The 25,148-nt window shown below is 49.0% G+C and carries 9 protein-coding genes; all 9 read left to right on the top strand.

Translation table 11 applies throughout. From position 1 onward, the window contains the following. Positions 1-537 precede the first annotated feature (537 nt). The 9 genes from AB1797_02025 to trxA all read left to right on the top strand — a co-directional run bounded on the left by AB1797_02025 (position 538) and on the right by trxA (position 25,140). Entirely contained in the window at positions 538-1,029 is a 492-nt protein-coding gene (locus tag AB1797_02025; GenBank protein ID MEW5766392.1) for a DUF5618 family protein, read from the top strand. 195 nt (positions 1,030-1,224) lie between these two features. Beyond that, the gene (locus AB1797_02030; GenBank protein ID MEW5766393.1) at positions 1,225-5,061 is read left to right on the top strand and encodes a fibronectin type III domain-containing protein; all 3,837 of its coding nucleotides are present in this window, start codon (positions 1,225-1,227) and stop codon (positions 5,059-5,061) included. 489 nt (positions 5,062-5,550) lie between these two features. Continuing rightward, the gene (locus tag AB1797_02035; GenBank protein ID MEW5766394.1) at positions 5,551-9,447 is read left to right on the top strand and encodes a FlgD immunoglobulin-like domain containing protein; all 3,897 of its coding nucleotides are present in this window, start codon (positions 5,551-5,553) and stop codon (positions 9,445-9,447) included. 242 nt (positions 9,448-9,689) lie between these two features. Further along, positions 9,690-10,817: an ATP-binding protein gene (locus AB1797_02040; GenBank protein ID MEW5766395.1), complete on the top strand. Its 1,128-nt coding sequence runs from the start codon at positions 9,690-9,692 to the stop codon at positions 10,815-10,817. 8 nt (positions 10,818-10,825) lie between these two features. Next, positions 10,826-11,026 (top strand): hypothetical protein, encoded by a 201-nt coding sequence (locus AB1797_02045; GenBank protein MEW5766396.1) that lies wholly within the window; start codon positions 10,826-10,828, stop codon positions 11,024-11,026. 522 nt (positions 11,027-11,548) lie between these two features. Continuing rightward, entirely contained in the window at positions 11,549-22,171 is a 10,623-nt protein-coding gene (locus tag AB1797_02050) for a fibronectin type III domain-containing protein (GenBank protein MEW5766397.1), read from the top strand. A gap of 439 nt (positions 22,172-22,610) precedes the next feature. Beyond that, positions 22,611-23,567, top strand: coding sequence for a hypothetical protein (locus AB1797_02055; GenBank protein ID MEW5766398.1), 957 nt, complete (start codon positions 22,611-22,613; stop codon positions 23,565-23,567). Positions 23,568-23,680: 113 nt separating this feature from the next. Further along, positions 23,681-24,610: a PorV/PorQ family protein gene (locus AB1797_02060; GenBank protein ID MEW5766399.1), complete on the top strand. Its 930-nt coding sequence runs from the start codon at positions 23,681-23,683 to the stop codon at positions 24,608-24,610. Between the two features lie 200 nt (positions 24,611-24,810). Beyond that, positions 24,811-25,140: a thioredoxin gene (trxA, locus tag AB1797_02065; GenBank protein MEW5766400.1), complete on the top strand. Its 330-nt coding sequence runs from the start codon at positions 24,811-24,813 to the stop codon at positions 25,138-25,140. Positions 25,141-25,148 lie beyond the last annotated feature (8 nt).

The raw sequence follows: 25,148 nt of genomic DNA on the forward strand, positions 1-25,148 counted from the left end.
GGCACGAAGACACGAAAATTTGTGTCTCTGTATCTCCGTGGTGAGGTGAACGGTTACTATTTCAGGTAACTACTCAGGAAGATAAACTGAAGGCGATAGAAGGGGGGAAATTGTTTCCGGGGGGGGGATATGTTGAAAAAAATAAACACTGCTTAAAAAAATAGACACGTCCGTATGAGATCAGTGAGGGCAGATAGTTGCACTTATTTTACCCTCAAAAAATCAATTAAATGTTGTTTTTTTTGAACACGAGAGGGAAGGGGAAAATGAGGAAAAGAAGGGATAATTTAAAAATTTATCATCCGTAAGTTTTTGTAAATCAAGATATTGCAGTAGAGGGGTTAAGTTTTTGACCGGATTCTAATTAGTTGGCATAAAATTTGCTATACTAAAAAGAAAAGGGGTTAGTGTCTCCTTAACCCAAGAAGGTATCTCACGATCACTGGCACCTAAGACTAATACAAACTACAGCTATCATCCTACCAGCGATTCCTGAAACGAAAACACCAGTCATCTCGGAAAGTAACCGTTCAGCACATGAGGCTGGATGCTCGATCCTCGATGCTGGTAAAGAATCCAGTATCCAGAATCGAGCATCGAGTTTGTGCCTTAGTGGCTGAACGCCTACAATTTATTTATATGAAAGAGGCATTAAGATATCTGGATAATGCAAAGGAAATATTAAAGTCTATCCCAAGAGAGAACAATACATATACAGACATCAAACCGGTTAGAGAGGTCTTTGGTGTTGCCTATCTTGCTATTCTTGAGGCAATAAACTGGTATCTTATAGAAAAGAAGGGCTTTACAAAAAAGGAACTACCAAGATCAATAGATGCTTATAGGGATGCATTAAAGAAGCATCTATCAGTCCATGATGGGAAGTTAATGATAGAATTTGAGAAGCTCTATGATGGCCTACATATAGCAGGTTATTATAGGGGGCTTATTTATGATACCCAGGCAGTTAAGGATTATCTGAAGGCAACAAAAGCCTTTATTGAGAAGATAGGAGGAGGTATTTTTTAAACCAATTGCTTTTTAGAATATAACTCTTAGAAGAAAGGAGGGGCTCTATCAAAATGAAAACAAGAAGGGAACCGTATTACGGTCGGGCGCCTTAGGGGTAAGGTGGGGTAGTGACCCATTTCTGGAAGTGCGGAATGCAAGTTGGAAAGGGGGTAAGAGAGAACCCCTTAACCTTAAAAAAAGAAGGAGGTTGTAATGACCGATAAGCCAAAAAATTTTTTGATTTCAGCCGTAGCGTTAGCCTCAGTGCTGATATTAGTAGGCGTAGGTTTGGCCCAGGCGGATGTAAGTAATAAGATCATCTGGCAGCAAGATCAGAATCTGGTTCCTGATACTAACTGGGACCTCTATGCCATGACCAACAATGAGAGCGACTCAACCCAAAAGACCGACTCGGCTAATACCAATGAAATCCATCCTTCAGCGGCCTATGATGGGTCAAAGGTCGTTTATGCTAAGTGGGATGGGACAGAGTACGATATTTACTATAAGACGAACGGCGGGGCAGAGACTAAGATAATTGACAACGGTCAATACCCGGCCCTGGGACCCTGTGATCAGGTGGCTTTTTGTCGCAACTTGATGATCTATACCTGTGATCTATCTGGAGGTAACCTATCAGGTGCGAAGGGTGTCGCGGCTGGAAATAATCAATGGCCTTCCATCTCTCCGGACGGCACCTATATCATCTTTGGGACCGATGAAACCAATGACAATCTCAACTGGGAGATTTATTCCATGAACTTCGATGGGACTGGCCTGACCAACCTGACGGTCAACGCGGCTAACGACATCGATCCAGCCTATAGTTTTGACGGCGCCCAGATTGTCTTTGCTTCCAACCGACTTGGTAACTATGATATCCACACGATGCCTGCCGGTGGGAGCCCCACCCCCACTCAGGTCACTACCAACACTGCGGTGGACCAGTATCCTTTTTATTCGCCTGATGGGAGCAAGATAGTTTTCACCTCTTACCGTGATGATAACAAGGGTGAAATCTACACCGTTCCCAGCGGTGGCGGCGCTGTAACGAGATTAACCACCAATAGTTACCATGATCGGTATCCCACCTGGGGAGGCACGGCCAGTGCGCCTGCTGCGCCCACTAATCTTGGCTTAAGTGATGTCACCGACAACTCCATTAAACTCACCTGGACCGACAACTCCTGTAATGAGGATGGCTTTAAGGTGAAGAGGAGCACGGATAATGTAACCTTTAGCGATGTCCTGGATACCCCGGCTTTATCCGGAAAGAACAACGTAATAGACTGGACGGATACGGGCGTGCTTAAGTGCACCCACTATTACTATTATGTCCAGGCTTGGAATGGGCAAGGCACGGCCAATTCCTCTACGGTGGATACCTCTACGCTCGACACCGTCCCGGCCGCACCCACCGGTCTTACAGGCACTACCTCGTGTTGGACCTGTTCGGATACCACCATTAGCCTTAGTTGGACCGACAATGCCCCCACCGGTGGTTGTAATGATGAGGACAGCTTCTCGATTTGGGCCGCCATAAGTGGTAACCCCCTCACCATAATGGATACGGCTCCCCAACACGTAGGGACGGGAGCGGTTACTGATCAGTGTTTTGAGGGGTTAACTTTGGACACCTGGTATGACATCAGGGTGAGCGCTGATAATCAATATGGTTTCTCAGATCTGTCGGATACGATTACGATTCCGACCAAGCCGGCACCACCGTCTGGCTTTATGGCAAATGCCCCGGCGGCTGATAGTAATGGTTGGCGCCAGATCGATCTCAGTTGGTCTGACGTCTCGACGATCAACGATGGTTACTACATTCAGAGGTATATTGTCCAGGGGACGGCAGCTAATGACCCGGTGGAGACGTGTCCGTGTAGTACTTGCGATACGGCTACTCACTACGTCCCGGATGGCTCGGCCATCAAGCTGGTGGGTACGGCTGTTGACAGCTATCCTGATAGTATAGGTCTTTTGCCCAAGACCTGTTACTATTACCAGATAAGGGCTTATGTTGAGTATTACAACGGATCAGATACGACGGAAGCCACCTGCCATTGGGAGGATTCTAATTGCACCAACACCACGGATACGAATCCACTACCACCGTCTGGGCTTTCACTCTCAGAGGTGGATACGGATTCCATCAAGATCAGTTGGACGGACAATTCCGGAACCTACTACTACCAGCAGGAGGACAGCTTCACGGTTTACAGGACGGTTAATAACACCGGCGCCATTGAGGTGGCCGCTCAGGCCGGGAGTGGATCAACCGTAAGCACGACTGATACAGGTTTAACACCGGGAACCCAATACTGCTATACCGTGAGCGCCTGGAATAGTATCAGCGAGGATACAGCTACGGCCACAGTCTGTGCTACTACCTGCGAGACTGACCCGAATAAACCCACCGGCCTCAGCAAGAACGTTATCTCATCCAGCCAGATCGATCTGAGCTGGACCGACAACGCCGATAATGCGGACACGGATGAAATCTGGGCCAGCCAGGATGGAGGCGCATGGGCCAAACTGGGTGATACCACTTCTCTGGTTGCTGCCCTGCCCGCCACTAACACTTACTCGGCGACAGGCCTGGTTGGAGGCAGTAACTACTGCTTTAAGATAACGGCAGTGGCCGACAATACAGGAGGGTGTAGTCCCACGCAACTTACTTCTGACTCGGATTCAGCATGTGCCAGCACCAACGTCTCCAATATTTGGGTTGACGGTCCGAGCAATAATGGCGCTTCTGAGTGCGGACACGATACTGATGGTATACAGGTACCCAGCCAGTTTAGTACTAGGGTGAAGCTGGATTACGTGAAGGATCTGAATACCATCCAGTTCGATGTCACCTATGACAACAGCGTGGTGGAAACCGTATCGGTAAGCCTGGGTAGTAAGTTCAGCGGAGCCTCCATGGTATATAACGATGTTCCGGGGACAGTGAGCGTTAATATCCATATACCGGGTGGTCCCCCACTTCCGAAGGTTGATTGCCCCACGGGATGTGATGTCATCACCTTAGTGCTTAAGACGGTGGCTGGCCTCGCGCCTGACACCTGGACCTTGCTGGATGTAATAAACACCCAGATGTCCGATAATACGGCCCACCCGATCACGGTGGTGAGCGAATGCGGTGACACGCTATATGTGCCGGTGGGGGCTGGTCCCCTACTGGGTGATGCCAACTGTGATGGTGATACCGACGTCACGGATGTAACCTATATGGAATACGCCCTCGTGGGTGACCCTGCCTATCCGGTCTGCAACGTCTTTAACCTGGATACTACAGGGAATGGTGAGTTTAATGAGAATGACATCACCTGTCTGCAGAGGCTGCTGATTGGACTGGATTGCAGCGGCCTGCTGGCTCCGACCCAGTTCCCCGAGGCAGCTACGGGAACGGTCAGAGAGGTGGCCTTTATGGTTGAAGGCATAGCCGACTTAGACGTGGCCTACCTGGATGTAAGCTATGGTAAAGGTATCCAGATCACGGGTATCACGGCTGGAGACCTGACCAAAGGCGCCACGCCGATCTTCAACCTCGAGGACGGCCGGGTACGGATGATCCTGAATATGGCCGGTGTGAGCGGGGTAAGTGGCTCAGGTTCTATCTTCAAGGTCAGCTTTGTAGGCGAGGGAGAGTTCTCCATAGATCAGGTCGCCCTGGGCAGCGCTGAGGCCGATCTTATTTCGGCGGATGTGACCGCGCTGATCGCCGGCGAAGTGATCAAGGCTATTCCTACCAGGACGAAGCTCTACCAGAACTTCCCCAATCCTCTCAATCCAGAGACCTTGATTCCTTTTGATCTGGCTACGGAGGCCCAGGTAACCATCAATATCTACAACCTGTCCGGCCAATTGATCAGGACCTTGGATCTGGGCAAGCGGGAGGCCGGTTCTTATGTAGACAAGGATAAGGCCGCCTTCTGGAATGGAAGAGACAATGCCGGTGCGGAGGTATCCAGCGGCGTCTATCTCTACCAGATCAAGGCGGGTGATTTCACCTCGACCAGGAAGATGATAGTCCTGAAGTAATGGGGGACTGTCACTGTAGGAAGCTGGTGGTGGGTTTATCCACCACCAGCATCGATAAACCAAAGACCCCGGCGCTTCTCTTAGAAGACCGGGGTCTTTGGTTGTAAGGGGTAGTGATCGTCTTTAGCGTGAGATTTTGCTTGTGCCATATCCCGAACTATAAGTAATGTAATCGTTCACCACAGAGACACAGAGACAGGGAGAATGATTTTAGATTTTTCTCCGTATCTCTGTATCTCCGTGGTGAGGTGAACGGTTACCAGATAATTTCTATCTTGACAAGGCTGTAGGGGCACGTTGCAACGTGCCCCTACAGTAAGGGCGATTAGCGAATCGTCCTTGCAAAAGGAGGAGGTAGGGGCGAATAATTATTCGCCCCTACTAAAGAGACTTTACCCATAAATACTAACGTGACAAGGCACTATTGACCCCTAATCCAAAACCAATTTGAAAGGGGATGAGCGAGACTCTTACCCTCTGGAGGTTGTAATGACCGATAAGCGAAAGAAGTTTTTGATTTCAGCCGTAGCGTTAGCCTTGGTGCTGATATTAGTAGGCCTAGGTTTGGCCCAGGCGGATGTAAGTAATAATATCATCTGGCAGCAAGATCAGAATCTGGTTCCTGATACTAACTGGAACCTCTATACCATGACCAACAATGAGAGCGACTCAACCCAAAAGACCGACTCGGCTGATACCAATGAGGTCCATCCTTCGGCGGCCTATGATGGGTCAAAGGTCGTTTATGCTAAGTGGGATGGGATACAGTATGATGTTTACTATAAAACGAACGGCGGTCCAGAGACTAAGATAATTGACGACGGTCAATACCCGGCTTTGGGACCCTGTGGTCAAGTGGCTTTTTGCCGTCGTAAACTTACTGGGGGTGTCTGGTGGTGGGGGATCTATACCACTAATCTATCTGGAAGTGGCCCAGATGGTCCGTATTATGTTTTCTGGGGTGCAAATCATCAATGGCCTTCCATCTCCCCGGACGGCAAGTATATCATCTTTGCGACCGATGAAGAGGGGGACAATGATAACTGGGAGATTTACCAGATGGACTATGGAGGGGGTGGCGAGATTAACCTGACTAACAACTGGGCTAACGATATCGATCCGGCCTATAGTTTTGACGGCACCCAGATTGTCTTTGCTTCCAACCGAAGTAATCCTGATAACAGTAGTAACTATGATATCTACACCATGCCTGCCGGCGGGAGCGGCAGCCCCACTCAGGTCACTACCAACACTGCGGTGGACCAGTATCCTTTTTATTCTCCTGATGGGAGCAGGATAGTTTTCACCTCTTACCGTGATGATAATAAGGGTGAAATCTACACCATTCCCAGCGGTGGCGGCGATCCCGTCAATGTAACAAGATTAACCAACAATAGTTACCATGATCGGTATCCCACCTGGGGAGGCACGGCCAGTGCGCCTGCTGCGCCTATTAATCTTACCTTAAGTAATGTCGCCTACGATTCCATTAAACTCACCTGGACCGACAACTCCTGTAATGAGGATGGCTTTAAGGTGAAGAGGAGCACGGATAACGTAACCTTTAACGATGTCTGGGATTTCCCGGCTGTATCCGGAAAGGGCACCCCCCTGGACTGGACGGATACGGGCGTGCTTAAGTGCACCCAGTATTACTATTATGTTCAGGCTTGGAATGGGGTAGGCACGGCCAATTCGTCTACGGTGGATACCTTTACGCTCGACACCGTCCCGGCCGCGCCCACCGGTCTGAAAGGCACCACCTCGTGTTGGACGTGCTCGGACACCACCATTAGCCTTAGCTGGACCGATAATGCCCCCACGGCTGGTTGTAGTGATGAGGACAGCTTCTCGATCTGGGCCTCAATCAGCGGCGGCGCCCTCACCATAATAGATACGGCTCCCCAACACCCGGGGACCGGAGCGGTTACTAACCAGTGTTTTGATAACTTAGAGCCAGACACCCGGTATTCCATCAGGGTGAGCGCTGATAATCAATATGGTTCCTCAGATCTGTCGGATACGATTGTGATTCCTACCAAGCCGGCACCACCGTCTGGCCTTATGGCAAATGCCCCGGCGGCTGATAGTAATGGTTGGCGCCAGATCGATCTCAGTTGGTCTGACGTCTCGACGATCAACGATGGTTACTACATTCAGAGGTATATTGTCCAGGGGACGGCCGCTAATGACCCGGTGGAGACCTGTCCGTGTACTTGCGAAAAGGCTAACTATGTCCCGGATGGCTCGGCCATCAAGCTGGTGGGTTCGGCTCTTACGGACTATCCTGATAGTATAGGTCTTCTTCCCAAGACCTGTTACTATTACCAGATAAGGGCTTATGTTGAGTATTACAACGGATCAGATACGACGGAAGCCACCTGCCATTGGGAGGATTCTAATTGCACCAACACCACGGATACGAATCCACTGCCACCGTCTGGGCTTTCACTCTCAGAGGTGGATACGGATTCCATCAAGATCAGTTGGACTGACAATTCCGGGACCTTCTACTACCAGCAGGAGGATAGCTTCACGGTTTACAGGACGGTTAATAACACCGGCACCATTGTGGTGGACGCTCATGCCGGAAGTGGATCAACCGTAGACACGACTGATACAGGTTTAACACCGGGAACCCAATACTGCTATACCGTGAGCGCCTGGAATAGTATCAGCGAGGATACAGCTACGGCCACAGTCTGTGCTACTACCTGCGAGACTGACCCGAATAAACCCACCGGCCTCAGCTTGCAGGTCAAGTCATTCAGTCAGATCGACCTGACCTGGACTGACAACGACGATAGTGCGGACACGGATGAAATCTGGGCCAGCCAGGATGGAGGTGCCTGGGCCAAGCTGGGTGATACCATGCCGGTTGCCGCGGGCGCCACTAATACTTACTCGGCGACAGGTCTTGTCGGAGGTAGTAACTACTGCTTTAAGATAACGGCGGTGGCCGACAATACAGGAGGGTGTAGTCCCACGCAACTTACTTCTGACTCGGATTCAGCATGTGCCAGCACCAACGTCTCCAATATTTGGGTTGACGGTCCGAGCAATAATGGTCCTGAGGAGTGCGGGGGCGGTGAGGATGAGATACAGGTGCCCAGCCCGTTTATTAATACTACTAATACTAAGGTGAAGCTGGATTACGTGAAGGATCTGAATACGATCCAGTTCGATGTCACCTATGACACCATCGAGGTGGAAACCGTATCGGTAAGCCTGGGTAGTAAGTTCAGCGGAGCCACCGCGGTATATAACGATGTTGAGACACCGACAGGCCGGGCGCTGAAGGTTAATATCCATATACCGGGTGGTAGTCTCCCACTTCCAAAGGTTGATTGCCCCACGGGATGTGAGGTAATCACCTTAGAGGTTAAATTCGCGGGCGTCAGCCCCCCGTGGGGGGCATCTCTGGGAGTGGAAAACACCCAGATGTCCGATAATACTGCCCAACCGATCACTGTTGTAGGGGAATGCGGTGATTTTCTATATCTATGGGTATATAATCCCCGCCCGGGTGATGCCGACTGTGATGGTGATACCGAGGTTGCGGATGTAACCTATATGGAATATGCCCTCGTTGGCCACCCTGACTATCCGGTCTGCAACGTCTTTAACCTGGATACTACAGGTAATGGTGAGTTTAATGAGAGTGACATCACCTGTCTGCAGAGGCTGCTGATCGGACTGGATTGCAGCGGCCTGCTGGCTCCAATCCAGTTCCCAGAGATAGCCACGGGAACGGTCAGAGAGGTGGCCTTTATGGTTAAAGGCATAGCCGACTTAGACGTGGCCTACCTGGATGTAAGCTATGCTAAAGGTATCCGGATCACTGGTATCACGGCTGGAGACCTGACCGCAGGCGCCACGCCGATCTTCAACCTGGAGGACGGCCGGCTGCGGATGATCCTGAATATGGCCGGTGTGAGTGGGGTAAGTGGCTCAGGCTCTATCTTCAAGGTCGGCTTTGTAGGCGAGGGAGAGTTCTCCATTAATCAGGTCGCCCTGAGCAGTGCTGAGGCCACGCTTATTGGGGCGGATGTGACCACGATAATAACCGGCCAAGTGAGCCGGGCTATTCCTACCAGGACGAGGCTTTACCAGAACTTCCCCAATCCTCTCAATCCAGAGACCTTGATTCCTTTTGATCTGGCTACGGAGGCCCAGGTAACCATCAATATCTACAACCTGTCCGGCCAATTGATCAGGAGCCTGGATCTGGGCAAGCTGGCGGTCGGTTCTTATGTAGACAAGGAGAAGGCCGCCTTCTGGAATGGAAGAGACAATGCCGGGGTGGAGGTATCCGGCGGCGTCTATCTCTACCAGATCAAGGCCGGTGATTTCACCTCGACCAGGAAGATGATAGTCCTGAAGTAATGAGGGACTGTCACTGTAGGAAGCTGGTGGTGGGTTTATCCACCACCAGCATCGATAAACCAAAGACCCCGGCGCTTCTCTTAGAAGACCGGGGTCTTTTGCTGTAAGGGGCAGTGATCGTCTTTAGGGTGAGATTTTGCTTGACATCTCCCCAACTATTTATTATAATAAGTAATCAATATTAGCTTACCATTTAGTAAGCACTATTAAAGGTAAACAAAAGATGCTTACGGGAGAGGATAATGACGCAGCTTCCATTCCCTACAGGGGTTCCAGTCACGGGAGAAGACTTAATAGGTCGAGAAAAGGATGTGGCGGATATTTGTGATCTGGTAAAATTAGGGCAGAGTGTAATTCTTATTGCCCCTCGGAGATTTGGAAAAAGTTCTGTTTTACTGGAAGTCCTTCGGCGTTTGAAAGGGGCGGGTGTTTTGGTGGGGTTAGTGGATTTGTTTGATGTCTTATCTAAGAAGGAACTGGCTGAGAAGATTGTTGATTCAACCCTTGAAAATGTTAGGATTAAGCATTTTATTCGTCAGTTAAAGGAGGATGTAGTTAATGCCCTGAAGCAGATTGAAATAAAGCAGACCATTTCTGAGTTTGAATATACCATAGCTTTTTCAAATATGCAGAGAGACGAGAATGAGCTTCTGGAGAGTAGTCTGGACTTTCCTGAGGAATTTGCGGTCAAAAAAGGCAGACGGCTCGTCTTTGCTTATGATGAATTTTCCGATTTAGTCAAGTTAAACGGAGAATCCCTGTTAAAAAAGATGAGGGCTAAGTTTCAGAGGCACAAGAATGTTTCCTATATCTTTTCCGGGAGTCAGGAGAGTTTGATGAATGAACTCTTTTTGGGTAAGAGCAGCGCTTTTTTTCGATTTGGCAGGATATTTCGTCTAAAAGAGATACCTTTGGGGGCCTTTGCCAGATATATAGGTGACACATTTTCTAAATTAAAGATTAGAGTCCAGGATGAGTTGATTGACAAGATATTAGGCCTGACAGGGTGTCATCCTTTCTACACTCAACTTTTATGTCAAACTATCTACCTGGCGGTTAAGGGAGAGAAAGCTAAGGTGGATGAGGCGGATATAAAAGAATGTCATTACCGGGTAATCTTAGGCGAGAAGGCTTACTTTGAGGACCTTTGGAATAGATTGAGGGAAAGAAAATATGCCCTTTTAGTGTTAAAAAGTGTGGCCTTAGAAGAGGCGTCTCCTTATAAATTGGGACTTAATAAACAAACTGTTTATCGAGCCTTAACAAATTTAGAACGTCGGGGTTACATTTATCGGGGGGAAAACGGTAACTATCGAATGGTGGATCCTTTCTTTCGAGATTATCTTAGATTTCGCCGGCAGGAGCAGTAGGGGCGAAGGTGATAGCCAATAGGGCATTCTTCCCTATTGGCTATTGGCTCTTTAACCCAAAAGGACCAAAAGGACTAAAAGGACCAAAAGGACTAAAAGGACTAAAAGGACTAAAAGGACTAAAAGGACCAAAAGGACCAAAAGGACTAAAAGGACCAAAAGGACTAAAAGGACCAAAGGGACTATTGCCTATTGCCTTTGTGTCTTAGAGCCTTACTGGCTGAATAGTTACAAATAAAAAAGGAGGGAGATGAATGCGGTCGAAGGCTAAGCTTCATCTGGATGAGGGAGTTTGAGATAGGGAATAGATAGAATAAGAGACAAGAACTCTTACAATCATTGGTGTTTATTTACAGGTGGTATAATCTCCACTTTGATAAATAGTTGACGAAATATTTCCCTCCCCAAGTTAACTGAATTTTACATATCCCTGAAAGATAAAAGCAGGTAAATAGGCTGAAGGCTGAAGGCTTTTAGGAATAAATGCGGAGAACAGATGATTAGCCTTCAGTCTTCAGCCTATTTGCCTGAATAGTTACAAAAAATTTATAGATAGTTGGCACAAAAATTGCTGTATCAATAAGAGGCAGGGAGTATCGAGCATCGAGGATCGAGCATCGAGCTCCGAATTAGAAGGGGAGGCTGATTAATGAAGATTAAGGCAGGGAGTATCGAGCGTCGAGGATCGAGCATCGAGCATCGAGCTCCGAATTAGAAGGGGAGGCTGATTAATGAAGATTAGAAAACCGACGATAATAGCTACCTTATTCTTAACTTTAGGGGTCATTTTTGGTTTAGGGATAGGCGATGCCGAGGCAGGCGTCAATGTCACCTTTAACCCCTCCCGCACGGCTCTCTCACCAGGAGAGACCTTCTGGGTCACCGTGGATGTGGATCAGGTTGACAGCCCTATGTCCAGTGTCCATCTTAATGCCGTGGAGTTTGATGCCACCCGTCTTGAGGTCAAGGCTTACGAGGTGGGAGATCTGATGACCAGACCAGGGACCTATGTAGGCGGTTATGTTGACAATGAGCCAAATTGGCAGGGGAAAGGCTACGCTAACCTTCTTGTCCGTGAGTCGGGAACTTCTCCGGTGGGCGTCACCGGGTCCGGCTCGGTGGTCAAGGTAAAGTTTCAGGTAAGATCTGGGGTTAGCGGAACCGCCAAGATAGGTCTGACGGCAGAGCCTCAGAACCCTCTTGTTTCCTACAGGATTTTTCTAAAGGAGGTCTCTGGTAAAGAAATACCGGTCGATTCTATAACGCCTACTACGGTTCAGATTATGGGCCCACCTTCGCCGCCAACCAATCTGACGGCCACCACCGTGTCGAGCAGCCAGATCAGACTAAACTGGACAGACTCCTCGGATAATGAGGACGTCTTTGTTATTGAAAGGAAAGCTCCCGGGGCGTCATCCTATAGTGAAGTGACTACTGTCTCTGCTAATACGGAAGAATGGTTTGATACGGGTTTAGCTCCCAACATTCAATATTGTTACCGGGTAAAGGCCCGTAATGCGGTGGGTGATTCAAATGCCTCCAACGAGTCATGTGCCACCACCCAGGACGTGGCCCCCTCCAACCCTACCGGGCTGACGGCTACCTCTAAATCAACCAGTCGAATCGATCTGGCCTGGAATGATCTTGCTAATGAGGCGGGCTATGCCATTCAGGCCAGAACAGCCACAACTTCCTTTGCCGACATAGATACTGTTTCGGCCAACACCACTTCTTACTCTCATACCGGCCTTTCTACCAATACTACTTACTATTACCAGATACGGGCCTTTAATGCTATTGGTGTTTCCGGGTATTCCTCGACCGCGGAGGCCACCACTTACGATAATCCGCCCACCGCACCAACCGGCCTGGTTCTTTCCGGTGTTACGGCTAACAAGATAGATTTCAACTGGACGGATAATTCAAATAATGAAGCCGGCTTTGAGATCGAAAGAAAGACAGAGACCCAACCCTCTTACAGTTTGATAGATACGGTGGGCGCTGGAGTAACCAACTTCAGCAACACCGGCCTTGATCCTAATACCCATTATTACTACAGGGTCAGGGCCTGGAGTGTGAATATCGCCGGAGATAAGAATTGGTCCCCTTATTCCAATGCGGCTGATACCACCACCCTAGATATCCCACCTAATGCCCCCAGCGGATTGAGGGCCACCCCTAATTCAAGCAGCCAGATCACCCTTGATTGGACCGATAACTCGAATAATGAAACCGGTTTTAAGATCGAACGCCGAACAGCCGCTACCTCCTTTACGGAAATAGGCGCTTCTTCAGCTAATGTGAATCAATTTATTGATACAGGTCTTTCTCCAAATACAATTTACTACTATCAGGTCAGGGCCTATAACAACGCTGGGAATTCAGGTTATTCTAATACGGCCTTGGCTACGACTAACGATGTCCCACCTGCCCCACCCGGCAACCTCCAGGCGGCGGCTATTTCAGACAGTCGAATTGATCTTTTTTGGGCAGACAACTCCGGTAATGAGGATGGCTTTATTATTGAGAGGGGTTCGGCTGAGGGCGGTCCTTTTTCTAAGGTTGGCGAGGTAGATACGGGAACAACTACTTACAGCAATACGGGGCTTACTCCCAGAACCACTTATTACTACCGGGTAAAAGCCTATAATGGCCTCGGCCACTCGGCTCCCTCGAATGTGGCCAACGCCACGACTAATGACACCTTTCCCGCGGCCCCGTCCAATCTTAGCCTTTCTGATACTGGCATTTACTCCCTCAGGCTTAATTGGTCGGACAATGCTAATAATGAGACCGGTTTCCGGATCGAGAGAAAGACGGCCGGGGGTGCCTATATTCCAGTAGCCGAGATACCGGCGGCCAATACTACCACTTATCTTGATACGGGCCTTAATCCGGAGACAACTTATACCTACCGGGTCAGGGCCTATAATGGGGCGGGCAACTCGGGTTATTCCAACGAGGCCTCAGGGACTACCCTTCCCTCTCACTACACCCTTACGGTCAGCTCTATTTATGGAAGTCCGGCGCCGGGTGTAGGCCCTCATTCTTATGCTTCAGGGGCCTCAGTCACGGCTTCGGTTAGTTCGCCAGTTATTAATGGCACCACCCGCTATGTCTGCACCGGTTGGACCGGCACAGGTTCAGTCCCGGCCAGCGGAGGTGGCACCACCGTTACTTTCAATATTACCCAGACTTCGACTATTGCCTGGCAGTGGCGGGTTGAATACCAGCTCCTCACCGCCGTAAACAACCCTGAGTGGGGAGAGATATCACCAACCTCTGGAGGGTGGTATGAAGCCGACACCCAGGTCACTATCACCGCTACCCCAAAGACAGGCTATACTTTTTCGGGTTGGGCTGGCCACCTTTCTGGTTCGACCAATCCTGCTTCTCTGACTATGAACGGTCCCAAGTCAGTCGCCGCCAATTTCACCTCAGGCGGAGGCCCAACCGGTCAATGCGGGCTGACGGTCGTTTCTATCTATGGGAGCCCTTCGCCTGGTGTGGGAACTCATTCGTATGACAGTGGCACTTTTCTCACTGCCTCGGTTACCTCACCAGTAAGTGGCGGAGCCGGGATTCAATATGTCTGCACCGGCTGGACCGGAACCGGTTCTGTCCCGGCCAGCGGCGCTGACACAAGTGTTTTCTTTAACCTCACTCAAGATTCTACCATCACCTGGAACTGGAAGACAGAGTACTATTTGACCACCTCAGTTAATCCGTCAGGGGCCGGAGGTGTCACTCCCTCTTCTGGTTGGTATAAGGCGGGGGAGACGGTTAACTTGGCGGCTGTGCCTGAGGGATGCTTTACCTTCTTGGGGTGGACGGGCGACCTCTCCGGCCCAACCAATCCAAGCCCTCTGAGTATGAACGGCCCCAGGTCAGTCGCCGCCAACTTTAGCGGCCGCATGTGTCACGGGGCTGACGATAACTGTGATGATCAGATAGATAACTGGGAGCTGTTAGACCATATTGACCGGTGGGCGAATAACCAGGTGGATAATTGGGACTTACTTGATGCCATTGATATCTGGACCAGAGGGAGTGGGGCTTGTTCGGCCCCTGCCTCTGTTCCTGCCTTCTCTCCACCGCTTTTTAGAAGTCCTCCAAGGGCTTCATCGAACCCTCAGGTTACCGTTATCAGAACCCTGGATTGTTCCTCTGAGACCGCCATAGGGGGAGAGCTGGCCGTGGATGTTGATGAGTCTAACAAACCTAAGGGGATCATCATCGAGGAGTATATCCCGGTTAACTGGACTCTAATTTCTTCCAACCCTGACCCTGATGTCTTTAACCCCGCCACTGGCAAAGTGAGCTGGGTTTTCTATGGTTCCGGAATAACTGATCGGACTATCACTTACCAGGTTCAGGTAGGAAGTGGCAGCAAGGGCTTCAGGGGGCAGGTGTTTTACAATGACCCGACCGGGACCCCAATAACCAGGGATATCGAGGGAGATACCTCCTGCGAAGAAGAAGTTACCCTGACCGTTGTTTCTCCCTACGACAGCCCCTCGCCTGCAGCCGGAGTCCATTCTTATTCCCCGGGGACATCGGTGACCGCTTCGGTGACCTCTCCCGTAAGCGGCCCGGCCGGCACCCGTTATGTCTGTATGGGTTGGATAGGCACTGGCTCAGTGCCGAGCAGTGGCAGTAATACCAGCCTCACTTTTACCATTAATCAGGATTCCACTCTAACCTGGAACTGGAAGACAGAATACTATCTGACCACCTCGGTTAGTCCAGCCGGGGGAGGGACCATTAGCCCTTCCTCAGGCTGGTATGAAAGTGGTCAATCGGTGGCCCTAACGGCTGTGCCGGCGAGCGGCTATCATTTTTCCGGCTGGAGCGGTGATCTCTCCGGGATGACTAATCCGACTAGTCTAATTATGTCCGGTCCTAAATCAGTTACCGCTAACTTTAACCGTCCGCCGGTGGCTAATGCCGGTTCGGATCAAACGGTTGGTCTTGGGAGCCTGGTTGTTTTAGATGGTTCCTTAAGCAGTGATCCGGATGGTAATCCCCTCACCTATCAATGGACCCAAACCGCTGGACCAGCAGTTACCCTTTCTAATCCCACTGCTCAGAAGCCAACCTTTACCCCATTAACACCCGACCGCTACCATTTTCGATTAGTCGTCAATGACGGTCAACTGGACAGCAATCCGGATGAGGTAATTATCACGGTAACGGCCTGTGTCAACCAGTATGCCCTTACGGTATCTTCCGCTTATGACAGCCCGTCTCCTTCCACAGGGACACATTGTTACCCTCCGGGGACACCGATTACCGCTTCAGTAACCTCGCCGGTCAGCGACGGGACTGGTGTTCGCTATGTCTGCACCGGCTGGACCGGAACCGGTTCTGTCCCGGTCAGCGGCCCCGGAACAAGCATCGATTTTACTATCACTCAAGATTCAACCATCACATGGCATTGGAAAACTGAATATCAGCTAACTACTTCAGTTAACCCTGGCGGGGCCGGGACCATATCCCCGGCCGCCGGCTGGTATGAAGAGGGAATAATTTTAGCGGTCAAGGCCATTCCCTCTACCGGCTATGCCTTTACCGCCTGGAGCGGCGATCTTTCCGGATCAAACAGTTCTACTTCTTTGACCATGAATCTTCCGAAAACCATCACGGCCAACTTTCAACTAGTGCAGCTTATGGTGGTCAGCCTTAATGCCCCGGCTGAGGTTATTTACGACAGCGCTTTCACAGCCGCCGTAAATATAAATCAGATAAGCTCCCTTGATCACGGGAATATCCAGCTTGACTTTGACTCTAATCTTTTTAAACTTCTCTCCTTAGATAAGGGGAGTTTGATCTCGGGGGCCAGTTCAATCAGCAGCCTGTCAGGCGCCTGGTTTTTCTTTGATCTGCCTGAGGGCCCTGGGGTAAGCGGAGCCGGAACCTTGATGGAGGCAAAGTTCAAGGCCATTGGACCGCCCTCCTCGGTAGGTAAGATTGATATCTCGGACATCTCGCTGGGAGATGCGGCCGGTCAGGAGATAGTAGTAAACTCTGTGGTGGGGACGGAGGTGAAGATAAAGATTATTGATGATAAGCCTGCTCCGCCGACTAACCTTAAGGGGGAGGTCATTTCCCTGACCAGGATCGATCTGAGCTGGTCGGATAATTCAACTAATGAAGCCGGCTTTGAGATTGAACAAAAAAAAGGCACAGGCGGATATAGCTGGCTGGCCACTATCTCCGCTGGGGTTACTTTCTATTCTGATCAGCCTTTGTCTCCGGAGACTACTTACTGTTATCGGGTGAGGGCTTATAACAACCATGGCTATTCAGACTGGTCAAATGAGAGGTGTGCCACTACCACCGAGATGCCTCCGCCAAAACCGACCAATCTCAAGGCGGCGGCTGTTTCGCCTAACCAGATTGATCTGACCTGGAATGAAAATTCGGCTAATAACGAGCGGGGGTTCAAGGTAGAACGGAGTCTTACGGGCGGTGGGGCGGGATTTTCTCAAATTGGTGAGGTGTCGGCCAATGTGACCGTCTATCAGGACCAGGGGCTTAATCCCAAGACCACCTATTTTTATCGGGTCAAGGCCTGGAACAATCAAGGCGATTCGCCTTATTCCAGTGAGGCCTCAGCCACTACCCTTAGAGAAACCGGGCTCAAGATTAATGCCCCTGAGACTGTAGTTACTCAGGCCAGCTTTAAGGCCGTGGTAGAAGTGACGGCGGTTGATGATCTGAGTCTGGTCAGCTTCCGGATGAGCTTTGACCCAACTGTCCTTCGGCTTATTTCCACGGAGGCGGGGGATTTGATATCTTCCCTCAATCCAACTATCAGTTCTACTAATGCCTCAGGCAAAAGCACCCTCTGGATCAATATCCCCGGCGGGGTAAGCGGCTCTGGAGGATTGGTCAAGTTCGGTTTTGAGGCCATAGGGGCCGTCGGAGACTCAAGCCGGATCGAACTGGATAGCCTAATGTTAGTAGATAAGGCGGGTAGTAATATTCAGGTTGATTCGGTCCGGCCGGTCCAGGTGACCATAACCGGCAGCCCACCGCCTTCACCCACTAATTTGAGCGTAACTAGATTTGGGCAGAATAGTATCACCCTCGCCTGGCAGGACAACGCCTATAATGAAACAGGCTTTATTCTCGAAAGAAAAACCTCTCCTTATGCGGTGATAGCTATTCTCCCCGCTAACATCACTACTTATACCGATAGGGGTCTTTCTCCCGGTACTCTTTACTATTATCGGGTCAAGGCCTACAATGATTTTGGTGAATCCGGTTATTCCAATGAAGTTACACCTACCTGCTGCCCTTCTTTACCTGTTCCCCCAACCCATCTTACGGCGGCGATTATATCCAGCCGCCAGGTGGAGCTGGGGTGGTGGGACAATTCTGATAACGAAGCTGGTTTTAAGATCGAAAGAAGCCTAGCCACCAGTGGACTATATTCTGAGATAGCCGCTGTTCCCACCAACGTCAAAAGTTACATAGATACGGGCGTATCACCCTGTATCTCTTATTCTTACCGGGTCAAGGCTTACAACGAGGCTGGTGATTCTGATTATTCTAATGAGACCACTATTACCGCTCAGGGGAGTCCTGAATCTCCCTTAGGGCTGACAGGAGAGGCGGTCTCATTTACCCAGGTAAATCTTTCCTGGCCGGATTCAGATAATGAGGCCGGATATAAGATTGAAAGAAGCCAAAAGGGAACCAGCTTTACTCAGATAGGCATAGTGGACGCTAATGTCACTTCTTACAGCGACAGCGGACTTAACCCAGAGGTGGCTTATTGCTACCGAGTTAGGGCCTATAATGAATGCGGAGAATCAAACTATACTAATGAAGTGTGTCTCACCACGGGCGTGATGGTCAAAGTCGTAGCTCCAGCCACTGTTTCCTATGGAACTACCTTTGAAGCCTCAATAGAGGTCAGCCATGTGACCAGCCTGGATATTCTCCGGTTTAAATTGGAATTTAACCCCTCTGTCCTCCAGGTGGTTCCTCCGGTAAACAAAGGAACGTTAACCTCTCCGGTAGTGGAACCTATGGCTAACATTCAAAATGGAGAGGGGTGGCTGATGGCCATCATTAATCTGCCCGGAACGGCGGGCGTAAGCGGAGAAGGTTCAGTGGCCATAATAGAATTTAAAGCGATAGGGACTAATGGAGCCGTAAGTGAGCTTCAATTACCGGAATTTAATATGGGAGATAGTCTCACCAATCCAATCCCTATTGGGGAAATCATTCCAGCCCGGGTGGAGGTAATAGGCGGGCCACCTCAGTCCCCTTACAATCTAAAGGCCACCGCCATATCAGAAACTGGAATTGAGCTTGCCTGGCAGAGCCGCCCTGGAGATAAGCTCGGTTTTATTATTGAAAAGAGAAAGTTAGGTGAGACCTTCGGTGAACTAACCCGGCTGCCGGCTAATGTGACGACTTATACTGACTCCAACCTTGAATCTGAAACGACTTACTGCTATCAAGTCAAGGCCTACAATAACTATGGTGAGTCTGGTCTGTCCAATGAGGCCTGTGCTATTACGCCGGGACCGTTGGCGCCGCCGGATAATCTCTCGGCCGCGGCTGAATCAAGTAGTCAGATCAGGCTCAATTGGATGGATAATTCTACTAATGAGACCGGATTTAAGATCGAAAGGCGAAAAAAGGGCAGTAATATCTGGAATCAAATAGGCGCTACTCCGGCTAATGCCACGACCTATTTAGACAGCGGTCTGGAATCAGAGACCACTTATTACTACCAGGTCAGGGCTTATGAGGGGGCCAGGCATTCGGGGTATTCCAATGAGGCCTCGGCCACCACGCCTGGTTCTCTGCCGGCGGCGCCGGACAATTTGCGGGGACAGGAAGTGCTTCATAACCAGATAAAGATAACCTGGCGGGATAATTCGACTAATGAAACAGGTTTTAAGATTGAGAAGAGAACAGGGGCGGCCGGGTCATTTGACCAAATAGATACTGTCTTTGCCGGGGTGACTGTTTATCAGGATACTGATGTTAATCCGGAGACTTCATATTACTATCGGGTCAGGGCCTACAATCAAGGGGGGGATTCGGCCTATTCCAATATAGTTTCTCTTCAGACCCCGCCGTCACCTCCAGTGCCGCCCAGTGACCTTACGGCAAACGCTGTTTCCAGCAGCCGGATAGATCTTTTCTGGCAGGATAATTCCCTGAATGAAGACGGCTTTAAGATCGAACGACGTCTTGACCTGCCCGATAACTGGGTTCAGATCAAAAAGGTGGGGGCGGAGGTAAATCAATATCACGATATTGAGGTAAGCCATTCTACAACTTATTACTATCGAGTGAGGGCCTCCAGTGATAAAACAGGCGATTCCGAATATTCCAACATAGCTTCGGTTGCCACGTCTCCTTTGCCAGAAATCTCCCCGGTCAAGTTGGCCTTTGCCTCGGATAGAACAGGGGATTATGAAGTCTACCTGATGGATGATAATGGGGGGGCAGTGACTCAACTGACTGATGCACCCGAGGCCCAGGATTGGCAGCCGGCCATCTCTCCCGATGGAACTAAAGTGGTCTTTGTTTCCGATCGAGAAGGTAGTTATGATATCTACTTGATGGGGGCGGGAGGGACCAGCTTGACAAGATTAACCAGTGATCCGGCTGAGGATATTGAGCCTGCCTTTTCGCCTGATGGAACTCAGATAGTCTTCAGCTCCAATCGGGATGGTGATTATGAGATCTATTGGCTGAAGGTGAACGATCCAGAGCCGCCGACCCAGTTGACCCAAAATACAGCCCAGGATCATTCGCCTGCCTTTTCCCCTGATGGCACTCAGATTCTCTTTGTCTCTGATCAGGATGGCAACAACGAGATCTATACTATGGATGTGAATGGCTATGGGGTTTCCCCCTTAACCTCCACTAACTATCCGGTGGATAACTCTCAGCCGTGTTTTTCCCCGGATGGCGCCAGGATCGCCTTTAGCTCTAACCAAAACGGGAATGACGAAATCTATGTAATAGATAGTAACGGCGAAAATCTGGAAAATATAACCAACCGTTCATCGGCTGATATGGATGCCGCCTTTTCGCCCAACGGAAATCTGATTGCCTTCACCTCTGATCGTGACGGCCACCAGGAGATATATCTTATCAATATCGCCCAGGGGGGAGAGCCGAAGAATCTGACTAACCACTCGGCCAGGGATATTCACCCATCTTTTGGCCTGGCTGGTTTACCTATGGCTCCGGCAAATCTCTCCCTCCGGAAGGTAGAGGATAGCCAGGTTGAACTCCAGTGGCAGGATAGATCCATTGATGAGCAAGAGTTTGTCATCGAAAGAAGGATCGAGGGCGGGTCTTACTCTCAGAGAGCGGCGGTCGGTCCTGGGATTACCACTTACCTGGATTCTGTTACTCCAAAGATCGACTACTGTTATCAGGTTAGGGCCAAAAATGAATACGGCGCCTCAGAGCCATCCAATGAGGTCTGCCTTTCTGACTGCTGTTTGGCTCCGAATCCACCGGCCGGTCTTTCAGCCGAGGTTGTATCAGACCGCCGGATTAAGTTGACCTGGACTGATAATTCTGATAATGAGAGCCACTTTAAGATTGAGCGAAGTAGAAACGGAAACGATTACTACACGCTGTCCGTGGTGGGCGCTAATGAGACTACTTACAATGATTCGGATTTTGACCCGGGGTCTGACTACTATTACCAGGTCAGGGCGGTAAATGCTCAGGGAGAATCCGATCCGTCAAACGAAGCCTTGGCTAAGGTCGCTCTCCCGCCTCCCACCAATCTCACGGGGAAGCGTTTATCAGACCGTCAGGTTAAACTAACCTGGCAGGATAACTCGGAAGATCCTGAAGAAGACGGTTTTTCCATTGAAAGAAAGACTGAGGGGGGGAGGTATGCTGAGTTGGCTGCGGTAGGCCGGGATGAGACCACTTATCAGGACACCGGCCTGGAGGCGGAGAAAGCTTATTATTATCGGGTCAGGGCTTACGATAATTTGGGCAGGAGGTCAAAACATTCTAACGAGGTTAAGGTGCCACTTTTCTCAGAGGCGTTGCCAGTATCAAATGGTCTTATGGTTTATCCCAATCCTTTTTTTTATAGGGAACATAACCAGCTTACCTTTGAAGGCGATATTTCAGTCGGCGGTAAGATTTGGATTTATACGCCGGCGGGTGAATTAGCTCAAACCCTCTCTATTGATACCTTAGAAGATAACAATGCCAATGGGCAAAAGGTGTTTACCTGGATTAATCCAACTAATGAACAAGGCGAGAGACTGGCCAGCGGCATTTACATTTACCTCCTCAAAGGTCCAAAGGGTAAGGCCATAGGCAAATTGGCAGTCGTGCATTAATCTCCCCCTGATCAATTAACTTACCGCTTTTTTGACTTTTATCCTTGACAAAGCTGAGTTAAGGTGGTAGACTTAAAACATGTAATGAAAGCGATGGCTATTTTGGTTTCCAGTTTATTTTTGTGGCCACCCCCTGCTTTGGGCTTATCGTTACCCACAAATTGGGTAAAAGGATGGGGTAAACAAGGATAAACCACGAAGGACACGAAGTAAAACTAAAGAGGGGATTAAAAGTGCAAGTTTTTTCCTGCGCCTTGTGGGGGCTTGACTTGATGGAATACTATTATTCCGTAGATTGAAATCTACGGCTAAGATACTGTAGCCCTGCGGGCTTTCATAATGTTTTATTTTAAAATAATGTATTTGATAACCGCACAGGTCGAAAACTTTATTGACTTTAACTATTTAAAATGATACAATTTTAAAGGGAGATAAAAGTATGGCTATTTCATTGATAAAGGAAGAACAAGAGCATATTATCAGAGTATTGCCCATATTATTAAAGAAGGATGAGCAATTTAAAACCTCGCTCTATTCCATCCTAAGTGAGACCTTTGTTAAAAAGGATGACTTTTCTGAGCTTAAGGATATTGTAAGAGAGATTGGAATAAAGGTTTCTGAACTTGCAGAGGCACAGAAAAGAACAGAACTAAGGGTTAAGGAATTAGCCGAGGCCCAGAAAAGAACAGAAGTAAGGGTTGAGGAATTAGCCGAGGCCCAGAAAAGAACAGAACTAAGGGTTAAGGAATTAGCCGAGGCCCAGAAAAGAACAGAAGTAAGGATTGAGGAATTAGCCGAGGCCCAGAAAAGAACAGAAGTAAGGGTTGAGGAATTAGCCGAGGCCCAGAAAAGAACAGAAGTAAGGGTTGAGGAACTAGCCCAAGCCCAAAAGAGAACAGAGGAAGAATTAAAGGCCCTCAGTAAAGAGGTAAAAGCCCTTACAGAAGATGTAAAAGCCCTTACCAAGTCCCATGAAGATCTCACTATATCCCATAAAGACCTTGCCAAGAAGGTAGGTGGTCTTGACCATACTGTTGGTTTTAGGCTTGAAGATGAATCCTTTAAGGCACTACCAGGTCTCCTTAAAAGGGATATGGGCTTGGAGATTATAGGAAGGCTTAAGAGAGACTATATTGAGATAAAGAAGGGGAGATATATAGAGGTGAACATCTTTGGAAAAGGAAAACTGAATGGTAAGGAATACATTATTATAGGCGAAGCAAAGTCCCAGCTTAAAAGAAGGGATGTTGATGATTTTATAAAACATGGAGAAATGGTAAAGAAATATGTAACTCAGGAACAGATAAGGCTCCTTGTAACCTATCAAGCCCATCCAAGTGTTCAGGATTATGTTAAAAAAGAAGGAATATCTCTATATTTTTCATATGAATTTTAAATAAGGAAAAAATTGGCAGAAGTCTTGACTTCTTTAGTTTAGAGAGGTATTACGGATAGAGGGTTTGAATTCATAATCCGAAGTCCGAAATCAAATAAGGGGGATATTTGTAAATGAAGGCCACTGGATTTTTGAAGGGAGGCATAATTCTCTTAATTACCTTAACTCTTGGGGCGGCGACAGGATGGACGAGTAGTTATGAGAAGGCCGGAACGGCTGGGGCTGTCTTTCTCAAGAACAGTTTGGGCGTGAGGACAGCCGGCTTGGGCGAGGCATATTGTGGAGTCCCGACTAATCTTGAAACCATTTACCTTAATCCGGCTGGACTGGCCGGCTTGAACCAGCCGGAATTCGGAGGGGCAATTTATGAGCGTTTCGTAGGCATAAAGCAAGGCTCATTAGCCCTGGCCATTCCCTGGAACCAAAGGACCCTTGGCTTGGCGGTTATTTACTCTAATTCAGGGGATATAGATGGACGTGATGCCCAGGCAAATCCCACAGGCAGTTTTAATGGAATAGATTATGCCTTTTCGGCTTCCTTGGCCGGAGGAATGATGAGCCGCCTTTCTTACGGGGTAAGTTTGAAACTAATCAATCTAAAGATCAAGGATGATGCGGCTAATTTAGGATACGTCCTTGATGTAGGCGGGCTATATCAGACTAACTTAGCCGGTCTTTCCCTGGGCTTTGCCCTTCAAAATCTGGGTAATAAGATAAAGTTTTATGAGGAAGGGGATGATCTTCCGATGAGCTTCCGGATAGGGGTGGCCTATAATCAGGAGGCTCTGACCCTGGTTTCTGATGTGGCTAAGGTTAAAGATAGTGCCATCTCCTTAGGATTAGGGGGAGAATATCGGTTCAAAGAGATGCTTGCGGTTCGAGGCGGTTATCACTTAGAGGATGGCCGAGACAATGAGGGATTAAGTTTTGGTCTGGGTGCCAACTTGGCCCAAGAGACCTATCAAGTTCAATTTGATTACGCTTATATCCCTTACGAGAACCTGGATGACATTCATCGCCTCTCGGCCAAGATAAGATTTTAAGGTAATATTCAACCAATAGCCGTAACTACTCAGCCACTAAGAGCCTATCTCAAAACCTGGGCGCGATGAAAGCCGATAGAAGAGGCAGCTACAATTGCCGATGGATAGATGCGCGCCAGTAGTCGCTTCCCTAACGGCCGCGGCTCATATCGGTTTTGGGATAGGCTCTAATCACTAAAAAGAAAGGAGTATTTACCCGAATGGGCGGAGAAGCTATTATCGAGGTTACTGACCGCGATTTTGATCAAGAGGTGTTGCAATCTTCTGAATTAGTGCTGGTTGATTTTTGGGCACCCTGGTGTGGCCCCTGTCGCATGATGACTCCGGTTATTGAACAGATAGCGGCCCAGTATTCAGACCGAATGAAGGTAGGCAAACTGCTTACTGATAAAAATCAAGCTACCGCCGTAAAATACGGGGTGATGAGTATCCCTACCCTTATTTTCTTCAAGGACGGTAAGGAGGTTGATCGAAGTATCGGGGTTGTCTCTGCACAAGAACTTAAGGAAAGGATCGAAAAGCTGCTTTAGCCTTCTCA

This window comes from bacterium (genome assembly GCA_040753085.1).
In the GTDB taxonomy this organism is placed as follows: domain Bacteria; phylum UBA9089; class JASEGY01; order JASEGY01; family JASEGY01; genus JASEGY01.

Bases quoted from the DNA above. Each gene is read 5' to 3' on its own strand.
- AB1797_02025 (MEW5766392.1), top strand. From the start codon at position 538: ATGAGGCTGGATGCTCGATCCTCGATGCTGGTAAAGAATCCAGTATCC.
- AB1797_02030 (MEW5766393.1), top strand. From the start codon at position 1,225: ATGACCGATAAGCCAAAAAATTTTTTGATTTCAGCCGTAGCGTTAGCC.
- AB1797_02035 (MEW5766394.1), top strand. From the start codon at position 5,551: ATGACCGATAAGCGAAAGAAGTTTTTGATTTCAGCCGTAGCGTTAGCC.
- AB1797_02040 (MEW5766395.1), top strand. From the start codon at position 9,690: ATGACGCAGCTTCCATTCCCTACAGGGGTTCCAGTCACGGGAGAAGAC.
- AB1797_02050 (MEW5766397.1), top strand. From the start codon at position 11,549: ATGAAGATTAGAAAACCGACGATAATAGCTACCTTATTCTTAACTTTA.
- AB1797_02055 (MEW5766398.1), top strand. From the start codon at position 22,611: ATGGCTATTTCATTGATAAAGGAAGAACAAGAGCATATTATCAGAGTA.
- AB1797_02060 (MEW5766399.1), top strand. From the start codon at position 23,681: ATGAAGGCCACTGGATTTTTGAAGGGAGGCATAATTCTCTTAATTACC.
- trxA (MEW5766400.1), top strand. From the start codon at position 24,811: ATGGGCGGAGAAGCTATTATCGAGGTTACTGACCGCGATTTTGATCAA.